The sequence below is a fragment of the Campylobacter sp. JMF_08 NE1 genome (genome assembly GCF_027737875.1).
GTDB lineage: Bacteria > Campylobacterota > Campylobacteria > Campylobacterales > Campylobacteraceae > Campylobacter_B.
Genome location: NZ_JAOVUC010000004.1, coordinates 80,889 through 99,677, shown reverse-complemented (window position 1 = coordinate 99,677; position 18,789 = coordinate 80,889). Strand labels below are relative to the sequence as shown.

Below are 18,789 nucleotides of genomic sequence, written 5' to 3'. Positions count from 1 at the left end.
TATCTAAGGACGACATTATGACACATGTAGATTTGCTCAAAAACTGCGGGCTCAAAGCCACGCCACAACGCCTTTGTATCCTAAAAGTGCTAGACCGCCACGAGCACCCAAATATCGACTCGCTCTATGACGGGATTAAAGAGGATTACCCATCAATCTCACTTGCTACGGTTTATAAAAATTTAAATAGATTGCTTGATGAGGGCGTGGTTGTCGAGGTAAATACTCCAAACCAAAAGCCAAGATACGATATCTACAACACCCCGCACATGCATGTCGTTTGCGAAAAATGCGGAAATGTCAGCGATATGTTTATGGGCGATATTTTTATGGACGATATGCGCACCAGTGTCGAAAAACAGCTTAAAAATTTTGTCCGCAAACTAAATATCACAGCCACAGTTGAAGACTGCGAGTTTTGTAGGTAATATAAGCTTAAATTTGCTATCATTACCCATTTTATTTTTGGAGTGGGTATGAAGACAAAGCGCAAATTTCTACTTTATGATAGGGCGATTTTATTTGCATTGCAAGATGCTGGCGTCAAACTTCGCAAAAGCGATGTTAGCTGGTTTTATACATCATTTTCGCCCGAAATTTACTATGTCTGCGAAAACAATACCTTCACGCTTCATCATAAAAAAGAAGATCTCATCCGCGAGGCTTTGAAATTTAAAATTTCCAAAGACGATTTTAGCGAAGCTAAGGCCGATATGCAGGGCGAAATGGTGCAAAAATGCCGTTATGGCTTTGCGAATTCTCAGGCTGATTTTCACCTAGAAATTTATTCTGGTAGGCTATCTACGCTAATCACACTAGTTGCGAATTTCAAAAGCGAAGAAGCTAGCAAGAAGTTTGATTTTATCAAAACATTTGGCGAGCACGAATTTTTAGATATCAGCGATGATTTTCGCTACAAAACACGCTATTTAGCGCGTTTTGGCAAGCCTTGCGAAAAGCTAAATTATGGCTTTGCCAAAAGCGTTTTTGAAAAATTTGACGATATAAAATTTCAAATCCCGCCATACGCCGATAGCGCGCAAAGTGCTGGCGTGATTTTTGCTAAAATTTATTCGCAAATTTTAAAATCGCACGATGAATATATGTGCGCCAAAGATGAGGAAGCGCTTCATAAATTTCGCATTGCAATGCGCAAAATGCGGGTTATGGTGAAATTTTTCGCTCCGCTTTTCGCGCCAAAAATCACTGATGAAATTTTAACTCATCTCAAAAACATCGTCGGCAAAACAAATCAAATGCGAGATATCGAAGTATTTAGCAAATTTTTGGTGCAAAACTCCGCCCCGGCGCACTTTGGAGCGCAGATGAATACACTTGGGCGCAGTATCAATGAGCGCACAAAAAGAGCTTTAAGCGACGCTGAATTTGATAAATTTAGGGCTAAATTTGAGGATTTTTTGAAAAATTTAGGCGGAATTTACCTTAGCCCAGAGTATGAAAAAATCGCCAAAAAATTTATCTCAAATCGCCTAAACAAGGCGTTAAAAGCCCTTAGAGGCGTGATTAGCGAATTAAACGAAAAAAGTGAAATCGCCAAATTTCACGATGCGCGAATTTATCTAAAAAAGGTCCGCTACGAGCTTGAATTTTGCGCTAGGATTTATGAGAGCGCTAGGATCAGCGAGGCTTACAAGCAGGTAAAAATCGCGCAAGAGAGCTTTGGTGCGCTCCAAGATGTGAGTATTTGGCAAAATTTCATCGCCATGTATCAAAAAGCAAGCGATAAAAACGACGAGAGTTTTAAATACCTTTTAGCTCTAAATAACGAGCTAATTGCCAAGACAAAGTCCCTAAAAAGCGAGATTTTAGCTCACAAAGATGAGTTTTTAAAATCCATAAAAAAAGCAATTGCAAAAATCAAAATATACAGATAGGAAAAATCGTGGAAAAACAAGAAAAAATTATAAAAATGTTCGATGAAATCGCGCCTACTTATGACAAGGCAAACCGCGCAATCAGCCTTGGCGTGGATACTTCGTGGCGCAAAGCAGGCGTGGATAGTGCGCTTAGTCTATGCGAGAGTAAAAATGTCAAAATCGCCGATATTGCGTGTGGAACTGGCGATATGATTAAAATTTGGGAGGAATTAGCCCCAAAACACGGCGTTTCAATCGAGCAAATCATAGGGATTGACCCAAGCGTGGGCATGCTAGGCGTAGCCAAAGAGAAATTCAAAGACCACACCTTTATCACCGCGACTGCGACGCAAACGACGCTAGAAAACGCTAGCGTGGATATCGTAAGTATCAGCTATGGCATACGAAATGTAGTGGCCCTAGATGAAGCTTTGCGCGAGTTTAACCGCGTGATAAAGCCAGGTGGCTTAGTCGTAGTGCTAGAATTTACCAAAGCCCAAAACGGCGGGCTAGTATTTAAAATGCGCGATTTTTATGTCAGCAAAATTTTGCCATTAATTGGTGGCGCGATTTCGAAAAACAAGGAAGCTTACGAGTATTTGCCAAGCTCAATCGGCAATTTCCTAGACACCGCAAGCTTCAAAGAAAAGCTCATAAATTCGGGCTTTGAGCCACTTGTGATAAAGGGATTTAGCTTCGATGTGAGCACGCTTTTTATCGCCAAAAAGGTGCGCGATGCTTAGCGTCAGCGAAGTCAATGAAAAGGCCAAAGCGCTACTAGAAACGACCTTTGCTGGTATCGAGGTCGAGGGCGAGATCTCGAAATTTAGCGAGCAAAGTATAAGCAAACACTGGTATTTTACGATAAAAGACGAAAACTCAGCCCTTAATTGCGCTATGTTTCGCTTCGCCAATCAAAAGCTAAATTTCACGCCAAAAATCGGCATGCGTGTCGTGCTAACGGGCAAACTTACGATTTATCCAGCCTCTGGTGCGTATCAAATCCAAGTAACGCAAATGCGAGAAGCTGGGGCCGGCGAGCTAGAAATGCGCTTTAATGCGCTTAAAGAAAAGCTCTCTGGCGAGGGGCTTTTCGACGCGTCGCGCAAAAAACCGCTTCCGAAATTTCCTCGCCATATCGCGCTTATTACGAGCGCAGGATCGGCTGCGTGCGCGGATATGCTTAGAGTAGCAAACGATAGATTTCCTATGCTTAAAATCGATATTTACAACTCTTTGGTGCAAGGAACTAGCGCGCCAAGCTCGATCATATCGGCACTGCGCAGGGCTGATAGTGCTGGGTATGACGCGATTATTATCGCAAGGGGAGGTGGTAGCAAAGAGGATTTGTGGTGCTTCAACGACGAAATGCTCGCTCGCGAAATTTATGCAGCGCAAACGCCGATAATTTCGGCTGTGGGACACGAAATAGATTTTAGCATAAGCGATTTTGTCGCAGATCATCGCTCGCTCACGCCAACAGCGGCTATGGTGGATTTATTGCCTGAAATTTCCACGCTTTATCAGAATTTAGACGGCGCGGAAAATCAGCTACGAAAATTTATAAACGAAAAAATCGCAAATTTGCATAGTGAGCTTAAAATGCGATATTTCGAGCTAAAAAGCAAGTCTGTGGATACCAAAATCACGCAAAATTTGCTAAATTTGCAAAATTTAGAGATTAAATTTAAAAACACAATCGACGCCAAATTTGCAAATTTAACTCACCAAATCGAGCTAAAAAATGAAATTTTAAAACAAAAAGCAAGCTATTTTGAGCTCACAAAAGATTTAGTGCAAATCCAAAAAGATGGCAAAAAAATCAGCCTAGAAGAGTTAAAAAATGGCGATAAAATCGCGATTGTATCGCAAAATGCTAAAAAAGAGGCGCAAATATTAGATTAAATTTCAAGGAGGCAAAATGAGTAGAGTTATTAATTTCAGCGCTGGTCCTAGCACGATTCCGCTAAGCGTTTTAGAGCACGCTAAGGCCGAATTTACCGACTACAAGGGTCATGGATATTCGATTATCGAGATTTCCCACCGCACCAAAATTTTCGAGGAAGTCCTACATAGTGCAATGGCGCGCGTAAAACGGCTCTATGGCTTTGGCGAGAATTTCAAAATTTTGTTTTTGCAAGGAGGTGGCAGTTTGCAGTTCGCGCAAGTGCCTATGAATCTCATGACAAAAACAGGCTACGCTGAATACGCAAACACCGGCAACTGGACGAACAAAGCCATAAAAGAGGCGGAAATTTTAGGCATAAATCACCGCGTAATCGCAAGTAGTAAAGAGAGCAAATTCGACCATATCCCAGAGGTGAAATTCAGCGACGACGCCGATTATGGCTATATTTGCTCGAATAATACGATTTATGGCACGCAGTATAAGGCTCTACCGAAGTGCAAATGCCCGCTAGTCGTGGATAGTTCGAGCGATTTGTTTTCTAGGCCTGTGGATATTTCAAGCGTGGGGCTGTTTTATGGCGGTATCCAAAAAAATGGCGGTCCGGCAGGTGTAACAATGGTGGCGATCCGCGAGGATTTGCTTGATAGGGCTGATGATACCAGCACGCCTATGATTTTGCGCTACAAAACCCAAGCAAACGCCGATTCTATGTATAATACCCCAAATACCTTTGGAATTTATATGCTTGATTTGATGTTAGAGTGGATCGAAAACGAAATTGGAGGCCTAGCCAAAATGGCTGAGCGCAACGAGCAAAAGGCTGCGATTTTATACGAGGCAATCGACGCGAGTGGCGGATTTTACGCTGGGCATGCGAGAGCGGATAGCAGAAGCCTGATGAATATTAGCTTTAATATCGCAAGCGGGGCTGAGGTTGAGGCGAAATTTATCGATGAGGCTAGCAAGGCTGGTATGATTGGGCTCAAAGGACACCGCGTGCTAGGCGGAATCCGCGCGTCGCTATACAATGCAATCACAGCGCAAAATGTCAAAACTCTCGTGGAGTTTATGAACGAATTCGCCCGTAAAAACGGCTAAATTTTAAAATTTGGGCTAAATTTGGCAAAGGCTAAATTTAGCCATTTTCTTCAAATTCCGCTAGCGCAAACTCCAAAACACTGCACCGAAATTATTCTTATTGCAAGCGCAACGGGCGAAGTAATTTAGGCAAATTTTGCAAAAAAACTGACTTTAAATTTTTAATTCGTAGATTGCTTCGAATTTGCTACGCAAATTCTCGCAATGACAGATTATGCAAATTTTGCTCGCTATTGTCATTGCGAGGAGCGATAGCGACGAAGCAATCTACGACTTTAAAATTTAAAGTATGCAAATTTGCTGTCATTGCGAGAATTTGCGTAGCAAATTTGAAGCAATCCAGAAAAATTTAAATTCTAAATTCTACTTAAATTTAGCATTGAACGATTTTTTAAATTTTAGGCAAAATTTTGCTTTTCTTGTAAGGGGAGGGCGCGCTTGTTTGCTCTGCTTCGCGCGTTGCGCTCTGGGGAAACCTGCTTTGGCTTCCGCCTTGCACCGCTACGCTGGTTTTCAAGGAAACATCGGCTGACGCTGAGCGCTTCGCTTGTTTTGCGAGACGCTACCCTCCCCACATTTAATTCGCACGCAAAAGCGCTGTTCGCGCCTTTTGCACCGTGCGAATTTCCCCTGCAAAACCTTAGAAGTGGCTAAATTTAGAAAAACTTCGTTTTTCTAAATTTAGCTGGTTTTATTTTTCGTTACGGCTTCGCCGTTTTGGATTGCCTTGTCGCTATTGTTCCTTACAACGATAATGAATAACGCAAAATTTCAAATCTCGCCGCGGTTAAAGATATTTCTCATCGTGCGGAAAAAATTATCGGTAAATGTATCTTTGCGCAGGGTAAGTTCCAAAATCCACTCTTTGTAAGTTTTGCCCTTGCTAGCTAAAAGCTCGTCCAAAATTTTTTTGCTAGCCTTGATTCCGCCTGTTTTTTCAGCCTCCAAAAGCTTGGCATAAATCGGCGCGATTGTCTCAATCGCAGAGCGTGGTGGAGCCTTGCGGTATGCGGTATGCTCGTAAATCTCGCCACTTAGGGGATCGCGGTATGGGCGAAACTCTGTCATCACCCAATAATACCGCCCGTCTTTGGCTAAATTTTTAACCAGCGCGATAAAATCATGCCCTTGATTTATCTCGTCCCACATCATTTTAAAGGCGAGGCGTGGCATGTCTGGGTGGCGTATAATCGAGTGTGGCGAGCCTAGAAGCTCATCGGCGCTGTATCCACAAATATAGCAAAAATAAGTGTTGGCAAAGGTGATAAAGCCCTTGGTATCGGTTTTGGATACGATGTAGCGATCTGGTTCTAAGCGAATTTCTTCGTTTATGGGGGTTGGTTTTTTCATTTTGTCCGTTTTCCTTTTTTATAAAGCGATTATAATTTAAATTTGCTTATAAAACAAAATTTTTATCCTAGTTGCGCCTTGGTGGGCGAAATTTGAAAATTAATAAAGCTAAATTTGATTATAATTAGGGATTAAATTTGAGGCGATGAAATGGACGAAATATACGAAGCACTGATACAAAAATTACGAAATTTAATCGACAAAAACTCTGCCAAGGCCAGCGATTTGCGTAATGCTAGGGGGGACTTTTTCCCTAGCGAGGTCAAAATTTCCATTAAATGGGAATTTGACGGCGAATTTAGCGATGAGGTCGTAGCCGGTGGAGAAAACGCCTCAATCCATTTTGGCAAGGATAGAGCGGGGTTTGAAGCGCATGCAAGCGAGTGTATGAGCGAGGCCAAAAACAGCCAAAAACTGCATGAAATTTTACTTAGCTCGCTAAGAGAGGGCGCAAATTCGGCAATCGCAAGCGCGCAAGCACAGCAAAGGTATTATTCATTTAGCCCATTTAGTGTCTATGAGGGTTGCGAAAAATGCGCCCAAGAGGGCAAAATCGCCTGCAAAAAATGCGCAGGTTCAGGCACGCAAGATTGCCCAGCATGCGAGGGTGCGGGCAAACAACCCTGCTTTGTCTGCGCAGGTGCAGGTCAGATCCCAGCCACATACATTAAGGAGCAAAGCGACGGCTCTACCAAAATGGTCGAGGGCGTGCAAACCTGCCAAAAATGCGGTGGCGCGGGCTATGAAGAGTGCCAAAAATGCGCTGGCACGGGGAAATTGAAGTGCAAAGCCTGCGACGGGGCTGGTTGGAGCGATTGCGAAGTATGCGCGGGAAATGGCTTTTTTATCCGCACTAGAAGCGTTTGCGCAAATGCAAGTGCAAGCGCTAGAATCGGACTGCGCCAAATCGCTTATAATGATGAATTTTTGGCGTATTTGTGCGCGCAAAATTTAGAATTTATTGCTAGCAAAATCGCCTTTACCCAAAGCGGGGAAGAGCTTAGCGAAAGTGCGTGCGAGGCCGAATATATCGGCAAATGCAAGGTCGTCGAGCTAAGGTTTGAAATTTTTGATAAAAATTATGTTTTGGTGGGCTTTGGCAATCCGCTTAGTATCTTTATAAAGCCTAAAATTTTCGATGATTTATTCGCCGATGACGCCATAAATTTGGTCAAAATTCAATCCCAAGGCGGTATGAGTGCGCGTCAGGCTTATGGATTTTTCGAGAAATATTCCGCTCAGCCCGTGCTTGATAGCGCGATGAAAAAAATCGCTAGCGCGCCAAATCCTAGCGAGGACGAGGCTGCAAATATCGTAAAACGCTCATGCGAGGGCTTCATTGGCGATGAAATGGCGCGAAATATGAGCGCGATGATAAGGGGCTGTTTAGATAGGGTCTCGCCTACGCACTCGCGCGCCGTGTGGGGCGTGCTAGGCGCGATAGTATGGGTGCTAGGCGCGCTTGGGGCGTGTGGATTTATGGCGGGGGCGCTAGGCAAAAGCGCGCTAGTGGGGATTTTGGGCGCGTTGTGTGTTTTCGCTCTGAGCGCTAGCGTGTGCGGTGCGGCGCTGTGGGGGCTAAGTAGCGTTTGGACGCTGATAAAACAGCGCGAAATCCCAAGTGAATACCGCAGAAGTCTGCGAAATCGCCCTGCGTTTATGAAATTTGCGAAAATTTTGGCTGTTTTTGTGCTAGCTGGTGGCGTGTATGGGGCACTAGCGGCTAAAAACAGCGTCCCAAAAATCGCGCTTGCGGGCAAATTTGAAAATTTAGCCAGCCAGCTGTGCGCGAAATTTAGTTCTGGGGATAGCGCGAGCGCGCCCGTAGCGATAAAGGACGAGGGAAATTTCAGCGTCGTGATAATCCGCGATGCAAACGATAGCGTAAATATCAGTCAAAAAGAGAAAATCATCTTTATCCAAAAGGCTGTCGGAGCCAAGCAAGACGGGATTTTCGGGCGCAAAACCCGCGAAAGGGCGCAAAAATTTATCGAGCAGAATTTAACCAGCGTAGATGAAATTTACGAAGCCGTGAAAAAGAAGCAGAATTTAGAATAATATAGAAAAGTATAAAGAATTTGAATAATGCACTTAATAAAAACTGATTTAAAAAAATATAAGAGATATATACATATTCAATTACTTATAGTCAGCGTTTGTCTTTTGTGTATAGTTTTTCTCCCAGTTTCAAGCTCGATAAATTTAGGCTTGGCTTATTTTGCTTTATTTTCTGTGCTTTTAATCAAAATAAAGCAATTTTACATAATGTCAAAAACTGCAAAAAACAAAAATTCTTGGATTTTATATTTGATTGGAGTTTTGATTATTATGTTGGCGAGTTGTTTGCATTTTCGCAATCTTGTATCTGATGATAGCTTGCTGATTAATATTATTATTTTTTTAGGTTACCTATTTGGCGGTATTTTTATATACAAAACCTATTATGTTTTTTACAAATTGAGTGATAATGGTTATTTTTTGGTCAGCATTTTTGCGATTTTGTTTATATTTGTCCCAAATTTTCATTTTGCTTTTGTAGCTATTTTTTCAGGTATAGAATTTATAATGAATAGCCTAAAACCAATTACTTTTTTATTTTACATTTTATTTTCTTTCATACATATTTATGTGATTATTTTAATTTATACCAATTTATTTTTTGAATTTTCGATATATAAAAAAATGGCAAATTTAAATAAATAAAATTATTGAAAAAATTTGTGCGTTGTAAAAAATGCAAAAAATATATAATTTTTACGATACAAAAGATAAAAAAGGCGAAATTTGGCTAAATTTCGCCTAGAATTTAGAATTATTCGATGATATTTGAGTTTTTTAGCACGACAAGGTGTTTTTTGCCAGCAAATTTCAATACCACAGCGGTGCTACTTTCGTCGATTTCTTTGACAAACTCGACGCCGATATCGCTAGGGCTTGCGCTCACACTCTCTTTGATTTCATTTCGCAAAACGCTTTCAAAGGCTGAAATTTTATCGCTTTTAGCCTCCAAACGCTCTTTTAATTCTGAGCTAAATGAGCTTTGCGGCGCAGTGTTTTTCGGGGCAGTGTTTTGAGAAGCGCTGTTTTGCGGGACTTCCTCAAATTCTTCTTCAAATTCATCTTCGAATTTCTCTTTCATTTCATCGCCACGCGGTTCGTATTCCTCCGCTACTGCTTCCTCTATTTCGTCGCTTTGGGCTAGTTCTTGCCACGATTTTTCGCTCTCTTGGGTGAAGGATATGTTTTGCGCTACTTCGTCGCTGATTTCATCGTCGAAATTTGCCCGCGCTTCATAGTTGCGCTCACCACCTTGCGCGCCTGTATCCTCGCTTTCATCGCTATTTTGGCGTTCTAGCACAGATGAGTTGAACTGCTCCCAAGTATCATCTATGCTTTTGCGCCCTTTAAATCCCTTAAATTTGCGCACGAGCACCATTACTGCGCCGATTAGTAGCAAAATGACAATGCTAGGCAGTATCCAGCCAAGGCCAGAATTTGAGCTAGGTTTTTCTTGCTCGGTTTCGGTTTGGCTAGGCGAAACGCTCATTTGGCTTTGGTCAAAATTTGGGTTTTTGATATTGATCGAGAGCTTTAATTTCGCGTCTTGCGAAATCGCATTTGCGATTAAATTCGCCCCTGTGGGGAAGTTGATTTCGACATTGTTGCCCTTAGGCGCGATAGTAAATCCGCGCAAAACCTTTTGGTTGGTGCGCATTTCGTTGTATTTCTCTTCGCTGCCTAGATTTTTTAGCACTAGGCTCATAGACTGCCCGTCGATCGTGCGCGTGATATCTGGCTCATACGACGAGTCGAAAGAGAGCACAATATCGACGCTATCGTCGTTGTTGAAAATTTCGTATTGTAATAAATTTGCCCCGAGGGCGAAATTTGCAAGTAAGATTAAAATTAGTTTTCTCATTTTTTTCTTTCTTTATTCAAATAAATTTGCGATTTGTTTTTGTAGCTCGGCTCCGCTAAATTTCGCGCACAAATTCACAATCGCAGTGCCGATTATCGCGCCGTCGGCAAAGGATTTGATTTCTGAAACATTTTCTTTGGTGCGAATTCCAAAGCCAATAGCCACTGGCAAATCGCTCATTTTATGCAGGTCGGCGACCATGTTTTTTAGCCTATCTAGCGGAGTTTGCTTCGTGCCGGTTACGCCAATCGCGCCTACGCCGTAGATAAATCCGCTCGCCCTGCTTAAAAGGCGCGTGGCTCTATGCTCACTAGTAACGCTAATTAGCGGGATTAGGGCTAGGTTAAATTTTTGGCACAGAGCGAATACTTCCTCGTTTTCCTCAAATGGCAAATCAGGGATTATAAATCCGCTAATCCCGCACTGCGCGGATTTTTCGATGAATTTTTCCACGCCGTAAGCGAAAATCAGGTTGTAATACACCAAAAAAACTAGCGGTTTTTGCGTCTTTACTTCGCCTAAAATTTCAAACACCGTGTCGGTGGTAACGCCATTTTGCACGGCGCTAAAACTAGCGTTAAAAATATCTTTGCCATCGGCGATTGGGTCTGAGTATGGTATGCCGATTTCTAGCAAATCAAGCGCGCCAGCGTCTAAATTTGATAAAAATTCCTTCGTGTGCGCCACGCTTGGGTATCCTGCGACGATGTAGCCGATATTTGGCTTTTTGCCCTTAAATGCGCTTGCTATCTTATCCATAGATTGTTCCTTTTTGATAATTCATTACGGTGTTCATATCCTTATCACCGCGTCCGCTGACATTTACGATTATGGTTTTTTTCTCTTTCAAATTTGGGCAGAGTTTTTCGAGATAGGCTAGGGCGTGCGAGCTCTCAATCGCAGGGATAATGCCCTCTAAACGCGAGCAAAGTTTAAGCGCGTTTATGCACTCATCGTCTGTGACGGCGGCGTATTTGGCGCGAGCGATATCGTGTAAATGCGCGTGCTGTGGGCCCACACCCGGATAATCAAGCCCTGCTGAAATGCTATGAACCGGGTCAATCATGCCGTATTTGTTTTGTAAAACGATAGTTTTCATGCCATGGATTATGCCGGGTTTGCCCTTTGTGATAGTCGCTGCGTGATAAGGTGTATCTACGCCAAGACCAGCTGCTTCGACACCGATTAAATTTACGCTCTCATCGTCTAAAAACGCAGTGAAAATTCCAATCGCGTTGCTTCCGCCACCCACGCAGGCGATGACGAAATCAGGCTTTATGCCAAGTTCTGTGGCTTGTGCTTTGGCTTCGTCGCCGATAATGCGCTGGAAATCGCGCACCATAGCAGGGTATGGGTGCGGTCCCACAGCCGAGCCGATGACATAAAACACGCTTTCAATCTCATTTACCCATGCTTGAATTGCCGCTGTGGTGGCCTCTTTGAGCGTTTTTAATCCGTCAGAAATGGTGACTAAATTTGCGCCAAGTAGCTTCATACGAAATGCGTTTAACTGCTGTCTAGCGGCATCTGTTTCGCCCATATACACATCGCACTCCAAGCCCAAAAGTGCCGCAGCTGTCGCAGTCGCCACGCCGTGCTGACCTGCGCCGGTTTCTGCTATGACCTTTTTTTTGCCCATTTTTTTGGCGAGCAATGCTTGGGCTAGGGCGTTGTTTATTTTGTGCGCGCCAGTGTGGTTTAGATCCTCGCGTTTGAGATAAATCTCATGCCCGTAATGCTCGCTAAGGCGCGTAGCGTGGTAAAGCGGGCTAGGGCGACCGGCGTAGTTTTTCAGCAAATCTGCCAGCTCGTCTTGAAATTCTTTGGTTTTTGAAATTTTATCGTAAGCTTCCTCTAACTCTTCTAGCGCAAACATCGCAGTTTCTGGGACAAACTGCCCTCCAAATGCGCCAAAATATGCCTTTGCGTTCATAAGCGTCCTTCAAAAATAAAATTTGGCGATTATACAAAATTTAGCGTTAAATAGTGCTTTTGTGAAGGTTAAATTTTAAAATTTTAGGGCAAAAAAAAATGCCCCGATTGCTCGGGGCAGCTGAATTTCAATCAATCAAAGATTATTTAAAATTCATATTTTTGATATCCTCGTCAAGTTTTTTGAGTCTATCAGAAGGATCAATCGCTGTTGGGTAGTTGTGAGATGTGATAACCTCTGGCTCAGGGATCTCGTCTGCGTTTTGGCGTAGAGCGATTGTGATACCGTATGGAGCTAGGGCATTAACAAGTGCTGCTTGACCCTCTCTTGCGATAGTTTGGCATTGGCCTACGATTCTGCTTGCTTCTTGTGGAGCGTGGAATCCGTAGCTGTTCTCGCTAAATCCGAAGTCCCAGCGGATGTGAGCTTTTCTGTGGTAAGCTAGAACATCTTTTAGTGCCTCGCTGATAGCTGCTTTTTGAGCGTCAGCATCAAGGCCTGAGAATTGCTCGTGTTTAGCTAGCTCTTCGCGTGCTGTAACGACATCTTGGATAAATGCCATTAGGTTGTTTTCGCATTTTCTAAGCTCGAACGCATAGCGATTTTGGATAAATGAAATTCTATCTTTTAGCTCTTGCTCACTTTGCATGTGGCAAGTTTTGCAAGCACCAGTGATGTCAGCATAAGGTGTTTGGATAGTGTGATTTGTGATTTTCTTAGCACCTTCGCGTTTGTATGGCATGTGGCAATCAACGCATGTTACACCGCTTCTAGCGTGGATACTTGTAGAGTATAGCTCCGCTTCTGGGTGTTGCATTTTGACAATTGGAGCGTCAGTTAGTTTGTGTTTGTAGTCGAATTTGAACTGACCATTTGCAGCTTTCTCATCGTAGTATTCATCGAAATTCTCGATTTTGAAAGGTTCGTCTTTTTTCCATTTAGCCCATGGGAAAACTAGTGTAGAGTTCATGCCTGGATAGTATTCGACATGGCATTGCATACAAACATAGTTTCTCATCTCTACTCTTGTAGCTTTGATACCTGATTTAGGATCTGCTTCATAGCCACGCTCAACCATTGCATTTACAAATCCTGGGCGAGTTACGCGCAAACTCATATCATCTGGGTGGTGGCAGTCTGCACAGGCTGAACCTAGTTGAGCGCCGCCGTGAGGATCTTCGCCGTGTTTTTTAGTGATCATTTTAACAACATCGAAGTATGGGATAGAGTTCATTTTTGTCCATGCTTCTTTTTTGAATACGCCATTTTCTTTGTCATTGTCGAAATAACCCATTGGTTGGTTAAATGACTCTGGGCGAGTAGCTGGATCGTGTAATTCTTTGTAATCAGGATCGCTCATCATAGCCATGATATGACCGCTGTGGCAGTTCATACAATATCCTGGTTGGCCGTTAAATTTAGGCAATCCGTGAGAATTTAGATACTCTTTGTTGTTGCGTTTAGTCTCCATTTGATCTATTTGTGAATAGTAGTGAAGTCTTGGGCGATTGTAATCTACCGCAAACGCATAGCCCTTCCAAAATACGCTAGCAGCTGGGAAGCGGCGAAGTTTTGAGTATGGTAATGAACCAGCCCAATCAGTCTCGAAATTTATGTCTTTCATTTTCAAAGTCATATCAAGATGGCTTGGGAAATTTTTACCCCACTCTTGGATATTTGGAACAGTATCGTCGTTCTTAGTAAGCATTAGTGGATATTCTCTATCCTCATTTTTTTTACTGTTAATGTCAGCGAAAAGCGCAAGGACGCCAGCACCTGCAAGTGCCGCGATGACAAAAACGGTAGCAAAAAGTTTTTTCATTATGGTACTCCTATTTAAATTTTAATAATTATGGGCGTGTCCGGCTTGTCTATGACAAGATACGCAACTAAGGGCTTCGTTTTGGACATCTGAGCCACCTGCTTGTTTAGCGTGAATCGCTGGTTCAGCATACTCTTTATGGCACTCGATGCAGTTTTGTTGCACGATTGCTTTGCTCTTAGGGCTAGCTGAAAAAGCTACCGGGTTGTCCTTGAAAGTAAAAGCATAGCCATGGTGAAGACCGCTTTCTGCTTTCATTAGCCATTTGCCGACAAAGTCGTGTGGCAAGTGGCAATCACCACAAGTAGCGACATGCTGGTGACCACCTTTTTCCCAGCTCTCATAGACTTGGTTCATGACATGGCATTTTTTACAGGCGATTGGATCTTTGCTAAGATGCACTAGGCCGTCTGCATAGACAAATGTAAAAACACCGAAGCCAAACACTAAGCCTATCAAGGCTGAAAGAATGAGGCCGGCTACAGAAAAAGGCTTTTTCTGTGATGATTTGTTAGTAATCAAAGCACTCCTTTCATTTAAAATTTGTTAAGTTGATATTTTAGCACGATTTAGTAAAAATTTGTTGATTTAAATCAATAAATTTGCTTAAAATGTTACATATTTATAATTTATTACAAAATTTGTTTTATTTGGAATTTTAGTAGGAATTTAAAGATAAATTTTTGCAAATTTATCTTTAAATTTTGAGTTTATTCTTCGTCGCTTTCTAATTGCTCGAAGTCCATTTCTTCGATTTTATCGACCTTTGGTAGAACTAAATTTAAAACTACGCCCACGATTGCTCCAAGGCCAATTCCGCTAAATTTAGCAAAACCAAAATCCAGCACCAACCCGCCGATTGAAACGACCAAGATTAGCGAGATTATGACCATGTTTCGCGGATTTGACAGATCAACTTTGGCTTTGATGAGAGATTCCATGCCCACAGAAGCGATGATTCCAAAGAGCAAAATCATAATTCCGCCGATGACAGGCACTGGGATTGTGGCGATAAATGCCCCTAGCTTGCCCACAAATGCAAGCAAAATCGCAGTTATGGCTGTCCATGTCATAATGGCTGGGTTGAAGGCTTTGGTTAAGCGCACAGCGCCTGTAACTTCGCTATAAGTGGTGTTTGGCGGACCACCAAAACACGCAGCTGCCGTGGTCGCTAAACCATCGCCCAAAAGTGTGCTTTTAAGTCCTGGGTTTTTTAAGAAATTTTCCTTTGTTACATTGCTAATGGTTAAAATATCGCCGATATGCTCGATTGTAGGGGCTATGGCGATTGGAAGCATGTATAAAATCGCGTTTAGATTAAAGCTTGGTGCGCTGAAATTTGGCACGGAAAACCACTTCGCGTTTTCAATTGGCGAGAAATCCACGACCCCGAAGCATAGCGAGGCGATGTATCCTACAAAAATACCAGATAAAATCGGTATTAGCCTGATGATACCCTTGCCAAACATTATGGCGATTATCGTGGCGATTAGCGAGATAAAAGCGATGATAAGCGCGGTAGTTTGCGGGATTGCGTCGATATCCTTTGCCATAGCCATATTCACAGCTGTCGGGCTTAGGATTAGGCCGATTGCGATGATGACAGGACCCACGACGACTGGGGGTAAGAGCTTGTGTATGAAGCCGTCGCCCTTGTATCTAACCACAAAGCTAAGTGCGACATAGAGCAAACCTGCCGCCATTAATCCGCCCATTGTCGCACTCACACCCCATTGCGATACGCTGAAAGTTATCGGCGTGATAAATGCAAACGAACTAGCCAAAAATATCGGCACGACCTGCTTTCTCGTGCAAAGCTGAAAAACAAGCGTTCCAATACCAGCCGTAAATAGCGCGACATTGGTATCAAGCCCCGTCAAAATCGGCACAAGAACTAGCGCGCCAAATGCTACGAATAAAAATTGCACGCCTAAAAGCGAATCTTTTAGCCTAAAATTATATCCTTCATACCTCTCTGCCATTTTCCCTCCTTAAATCATCTAAAAATCATCAAAATTCCGATTACGCACATTAAAATCGCGCAAAAAATCTCTAAATATCGCAAATGTGTTTTAAGCAAATTTTTCAAAATCGTTCCGCCAAGCGAATACACGCTAAGAGCGATAATCTCGCTTAGACACATTACGCCGATTAAGCCGAAATTATAATAACCCAAAATTTGGTTAGTGTCGATAAATTTAGGATAAATCGCGGCGAAAAATATCCACGCTTTGGGATTTGTCGTAGAAATCACAAAGCCTTGCGCGAATAAATTTTTCTCTATTTTTTGCTCTTTTTCTTCGAATTTTCCGTTGCTTCTAAAAAGCGAAATTCCAAGGTATAAAATGTAAATTCCGCCCAAAACCTTGATTACAAAAAGTGCGCTTGGGTGCGTTATAAAAAGCCCAGCAATGCCTAAAATGCAAGCAAGTGAAACGAGCGCAATGCCGATAGTTTGCGCAATCAGTGCAGGAAGCGAGCGTGCGTATCCATGCGACATGCCTAAATTTAGCGCATAAATCATATTAATGCCCGGCATTAGCGAAATCGGAAACATTGTAAGAAAAAATAAAATCATAAATTTCTATCCAAAAATTCCATACACAAAGACGACCGCTATGATTAGTGGTAGCACGAAGCGCACATACACTAGCCAAATTTTGGCTAAACCTGCGCCTTGTTTTCCGCCGTTCGTGAGCTCATGCACGGCGTCATCGCCTAGCACCCAGCCTACATAAAGGCTACACATCAAGGCTGTTAGGACAAAGAAAATATTTGCACTCACGAAGTCAAACGCGTCAAATATCGAGCGAGAGAGAATTTGCACATCGCCCAAGATATTGCTTGAAAGTATGCAAGGGATATTTCCTAGCACAAAAATAGCTAAAAGCACGATATTTGTGGATTTTATGGTGGTGAGGTTAAATTTTTCCTCGACATAATTTATCAAAACCTGATAAATCGTAAGCGATGTGGTAAGTGCTGCGATGAGCAGTATCGACAAAAACACGACGCCGATTAGATTGCCAAATGGCATATACGAAAACGCGATAGGTAGGGATTCGAACACTAGCCTCGTGCCCTTTGTAGGCTCTAAACCCACAGAAAAGAGCGCAGGAAAAATCATAAATCCCGCAAGTACCGCAATTATCGTGTTTATCACGGCTGTGAGTGTGGCGGTTTGGATTAAATTTTCTTCCTTATCCAAAAAGCTAGAAAGTGTAATCATAACGCCAAATCCCAAAGATAGGGCGAAAAATACCTGTCCTAGCACATCGATTAGAAGTTTTGGCGTGATTTTGGCAAAATCAATGCTAAGGTAAAATCCCACGCCCGCTGTCGCGCTAGGCAGGGTCAAATTCGTAACAATAACCGCGATAAAACACAAAAAAAGTGCCGGCATGAGAAATTTGACAAATTTTTCGATTCCATCTATTATGCCCTTTTTTAGGATATACCAGTTAATCGCTACAAAAATAAATGTGTAAATTCCGATCCAAAGCGGGTTGTTTTCGATATTTGCGTTGTAGAAATTTTCCGTAAATTTTGGGTCTGTTATCGGGGCGGAGAGATTGAAATTTCCATTGATTATGTTGATAATGTATGTCAGAACCCAGCCGCCAAGCACCATATAATAAGCCAAAATTCCAAACGCGCCAATCAGCCCCATAATGCCTACGATTTTCCATTTTTGCGAGATTTTCTCGCCATTAAGTTTTGGCACACCAAAGGCATCGACTGAATTTCTTAGCGCCCTGCGTCCGATGACATTTTCGACCAAAATCATTGGAATTCCAAGCGCAATCATCGCTACGCAAAATACAAAAACATACGCCCCACCGCCGTTTTCGCCGACTAAATACGGGAAACGCCAGGTGCAGCCAAAGCCGATTGTTGCGCCTGCGACGGTTAGGATATAGGTGAGTTTGTTACTCCAAGTTTGACGCTCCATTAGAACTCTTCTTTTTTAAGTTTTGCTAAAAAGTCCTCGATATCGTATTTGGCGCGGTATGTATCGCTCATAAGATGCACGATTATATCGCCCAAATCAACCACGCTCCAATCATCGCCTTCTTCAATCGCCAAAAATTCCTCGCCAGCTGGTTTGAGAGTGGTTTTCATCTCTTCAATCAGCGAGTATGCGTGACGACCAGTAAAGGTCGTGGCGATGACTACAAATTTAGCTATGTATTCTTTCTCGCTCATGTCGATGATTTGGGGATTTTCGGCCTTTTTTTCGCTTAGGATATGAGCGATTTTTTCGGCTCTTTGTCTTACTTCTTGCATTTTTTTCCTTTATAAAAATTTATTACTTCATCTTTGATTTGCGCTGGAATTTCGCCTTTTAAGCTGGCGCGAAAAGATGAGGAAGAGATTTTAACATTAATATTAATTTTTGGCAAATTCGCCCATTTTGTGGGGATACTAGCGCCCTCTCTGGTGGCGATCACGAAGCAAACCAAATCTCGCAATTGCTCGAAATTTTGCCATTTTTCAAGCTCGGCGAGATTGTCTGCGCCGATGATGAGGTAAATTTGGCTAGGGTTAAATTTTTGCTTTAAAAATTTCACGCTTTCAATAGTCGCAACCTTGCGGTTTTGCGAGATTTCATAATCGCTAATAAGGATATTTTCGCGCTCACCCCAAAGGCTTTGACACCATTTTAGGCGTAGGCTCGGAGGGGCTGTGAATTCGGACTTAAACGGATTTATAAAAGTCGGCATAATCACTAGCAAATCGGCCAAATTTGCGCTTAGAGCCTCTTTTACTATCGCGTCGTGTCCGGCATGAGGCGGATCAAAACTCCCGCCAAAAAGTGCGATTTTCACTATTATCCTTAAAATTTTGCCTTAAAATTTGGCGCGATTATAGCGAAAATTT

At 42.6% G+C, this 18,789-nt stretch carries 18 protein-coding genes; 7 read left to right on the top strand and 11 right to left on the bottom strand.

All coding sequences use genetic code 11. The features are described 5' to 3' along the window. Positions 1-17 precede the first annotated feature (17 nt). From OFN91_RS04895 to serC, 5 genes are read left to right on the top strand one after another with little or no spacing between them, the layout of a single operon-like run. Complete coding sequence (locus tag OFN91_RS04895; protein ID WP_270859690.1) at positions 18-428, top strand: Fur family transcriptional regulator; 411 nt, start codon at positions 18-20, stop codon at positions 426-428. Between the two features lie 48 nt (positions 429-476). Further along, a complete protein-coding gene (locus OFN91_RS04890; RefSeq protein WP_270873476.1) occupies positions 477-1,895 on the top strand; it encodes a CYTH and CHAD domain-containing protein in 1,419 nt (472 codons plus the stop codon). Positions 1,896-1,903: 8 nt separating this feature from the next. Further along, a complete protein-coding gene (gene ubiE / locus OFN91_RS04885) occupies positions 1,904-2,620 on the top strand; it encodes a bifunctional demethylmenaquinone methyltransferase/2-methoxy-6-polyprenyl-1,4-benzoquinol methylase UbiE (RefSeq protein ID WP_270873475.1) in 717 nt (238 codons plus the stop codon). Then, entirely contained in the window at positions 2,613-3,782 is a 1,170-nt protein-coding gene (gene xseA, locus OFN91_RS04880) for an exodeoxyribonuclease VII large subunit (RefSeq protein WP_270873474.1), read from the top strand. Before ubiE ends, xseA begins: the two co-directional genes overlap by 8 nt. A 16-nt stretch (positions 3,783-3,798) precedes the next feature. Then, complete coding sequence (gene serC / locus OFN91_RS04875) at positions 3,799-4,884, top strand: phosphoserine transaminase (protein ID WP_270873473.1); 1,086 nt, start codon at positions 3,799-3,801, stop codon at positions 4,882-4,884. 771 nt (positions 4,885-5,655) lie between these two features. Here serC and OFN91_RS04870 read toward each other — a convergent pair. Continuing rightward, positions 5,656-6,234, bottom strand: a complete 579-nt coding sequence (locus OFN91_RS04870) for a PAS domain-containing protein (RefSeq protein WP_270871415.1) — start codon at positions 6,232-6,234, stop codon at positions 5,656-5,658. A 150-nt stretch (positions 6,235-6,384) separates the two neighbouring features. Here OFN91_RS04870 and OFN91_RS04865 point away from each other — a divergent pair, with 150 nt between their 5' ends. Both OFN91_RS04865 and OFN91_RS04860 read left to right on the top strand, forming a co-directional pair. After that, on the top strand, positions 6,385-8,292 hold the full coding sequence (locus tag OFN91_RS04865) for a zinc finger-like domain-containing protein (RefSeq protein WP_270873472.1): 1,908 nt from the start codon (positions 6,385-6,387) through the stop codon (positions 8,290-8,292). A gap of 207 nt (positions 8,293-8,499) precedes the next feature. Then, the gene (locus OFN91_RS04860; RefSeq protein WP_270873471.1) at positions 8,500-8,937 is read left to right on the top strand and encodes a hypothetical protein; all 438 of its coding nucleotides are present in this window, start codon (positions 8,500-8,502) and stop codon (positions 8,935-8,937) included. A gap of 109 nt (positions 8,938-9,046) precedes the next feature. Here OFN91_RS04860 and OFN91_RS04855 read toward each other — a convergent pair whose 3' ends face one another. From OFN91_RS04855 to nadD, 10 genes are all read right to left on the bottom strand, one after another. Beyond that, complete coding sequence (locus OFN91_RS04855) at positions 9,047-10,153, bottom strand: hypothetical protein (RefSeq protein WP_270873470.1); 1,107 nt, start codon at positions 10,151-10,153, stop codon at positions 9,047-9,049. A 12-nt stretch (positions 10,154-10,165) separates the two neighbouring features. After that, positions 10,166-10,912, bottom strand: coding sequence for a tryptophan synthase subunit alpha (gene trpA / locus OFN91_RS04850; RefSeq protein ID WP_270859681.1), 747 nt, complete (start codon positions 10,910-10,912; stop codon positions 10,166-10,168). Then, entirely contained in the window at positions 10,905-12,086 is a 1,182-nt protein-coding gene (gene trpB / locus OFN91_RS04845) for a tryptophan synthase subunit beta (RefSeq protein WP_270871419.1), read from the bottom strand. Before trpB ends, trpA begins: the two co-directional genes overlap by 8 nt. A 142-nt stretch (positions 12,087-12,228) precedes the next feature. Continuing rightward, complete coding sequence (locus tag OFN91_RS04840) at positions 12,229-13,908, bottom strand: ammonia-forming cytochrome c nitrite reductase subunit c552 (RefSeq protein ID WP_270873469.1); 1,680 nt, start codon at positions 13,906-13,908, stop codon at positions 12,229-12,231. A gap of 21 nt (positions 13,909-13,929) precedes the next feature. Further along, positions 13,930-14,430, bottom strand: a complete 501-nt coding sequence (nrfH, locus tag OFN91_RS04835) for a cytochrome c nitrite reductase small subunit (protein WP_270859678.1) — start codon at positions 14,428-14,430, stop codon at positions 13,930-13,932. 188 nt (positions 14,431-14,618) lie between these two features. Further along, positions 14,619-15,890 (bottom strand): uracil-xanthine permease family protein, encoded by a 1,272-nt coding sequence (locus tag OFN91_RS04830; protein WP_270865223.1) that lies wholly within the window; start codon positions 15,888-15,890, stop codon positions 14,619-14,621. A 14-nt stretch (positions 15,891-15,904) separates the two neighbouring features. Then, positions 15,905-16,486 (bottom strand): LysE family translocator, encoded by a 582-nt coding sequence (locus tag OFN91_RS04825; RefSeq protein ID WP_270865222.1) that lies wholly within the window; start codon positions 16,484-16,486, stop codon positions 15,905-15,907. A gap of 6 nt (positions 16,487-16,492) precedes the next feature. Further along, positions 16,493-17,860 carry a sodium-dependent transporter gene (locus OFN91_RS04820; protein WP_270873468.1) on the bottom strand — a complete coding sequence of 456 codons (1,368 nt, stop codon included), beginning with the start codon at positions 17,858-17,860 and terminating at the stop codon, positions 16,493-16,495. Beyond that, a complete protein-coding gene (rsfS, locus tag OFN91_RS04815; RefSeq protein WP_270859674.1) occupies positions 17,860-18,195 on the bottom strand; it encodes a ribosome silencing factor in 336 nt (111 codons plus the stop codon). Before rsfS ends, OFN91_RS04820 begins: the two co-directional genes overlap by 1 nt. After that, positions 18,183-18,737, bottom strand: coding sequence for a nicotinate (nicotinamide) nucleotide adenylyltransferase (gene nadD, locus OFN91_RS04810; RefSeq protein WP_270866716.1), 555 nt, complete (start codon positions 18,735-18,737; stop codon positions 18,183-18,185). The genes rsfS and nadD overlap by 13 nt, the downstream gene beginning before the upstream one ends. Positions 18,738-18,789 lie beyond the last annotated feature (52 nt).

Coding starts and splice junctions, on each gene's coding strand:
- OFN91_RS04895 (WP_270859690.1), top strand. CDS start 18: ATGACACATGTAGATTTGCTCAAAAACTGCGGGCTCAAAGCCACGCCA.
- OFN91_RS04830 (WP_270865223.1), bottom strand. CDS start 15,890: ATGGCAGAGAGGTATGAAGGATATAATTTTAGGCTAAAAGATTCGCTT.
- OFN91_RS04890 (WP_270873476.1), top strand. CDS start 477: ATGAAGACAAAGCGCAAATTTCTACTTTATGATAGGGCGATTTTATTT.
- OFN91_RS04840 (WP_270873469.1), bottom strand. CDS start 13,908: ATGAAAAAACTTTTTGCTACCGTTTTTGTCATCGCGGCACTTGCAGGT.
- OFN91_RS04820 (WP_270873468.1), bottom strand. CDS start 17,860: ATGGAGCGTCAAACTTGGAGTAACAAACTCACCTATATCCTAACCGTC.
- OFN91_RS04865 (WP_270873472.1), top strand. CDS start 6,385: ATGGACGAAATATACGAAGCACTGATACAAAAATTACGAAATTTAATC.
- trpB (WP_270871419.1), bottom strand. CDS start 12,086: ATGAACGCAAAGGCATATTTTGGCGCATTTGGAGGGCAGTTTGTCCCA.
- rsfS (WP_270859674.1), bottom strand. CDS start 18,195: ATGCAAGAAGTAAGACAAAGAGCCGAAAAAATCGCTCATATCCTAAGC.
- serC (WP_270873473.1), top strand. CDS start 3,799: ATGAGTAGAGTTATTAATTTCAGCGCTGGTCCTAGCACGATTCCGCTA.
- OFN91_RS04825 (WP_270865222.1), bottom strand. CDS start 16,486: ATGATTTTATTTTTTCTTACAATGTTTCCGATTTCGCTAATGCCGGGC.
- trpA (WP_270859681.1), bottom strand. CDS start 10,912: ATGGATAAGATAGCAAGCGCATTTAAGGGCAAAAAGCCAAATATCGGC.
- OFN91_RS04860 (WP_270873471.1), top strand. CDS start 8,500: ATGTCAAAAACTGCAAAAAACAAAAATTCTTGGATTTTATATTTGATT.
- OFN91_RS04870 (WP_270871415.1), bottom strand. CDS start 6,234: ATGAAAAAACCAACCCCCATAAACGAAGAAATTCGCTTAGAACCAGAT.
- xseA (WP_270873474.1), top strand. CDS start 2,613: ATGCTTAGCGTCAGCGAAGTCAATGAAAAGGCCAAAGCGCTACTAGAA.
- OFN91_RS04855 (WP_270873470.1), bottom strand. CDS start 10,153: ATGAGAAAACTAATTTTAATCTTACTTGCAAATTTCGCCCTCGGGGCA.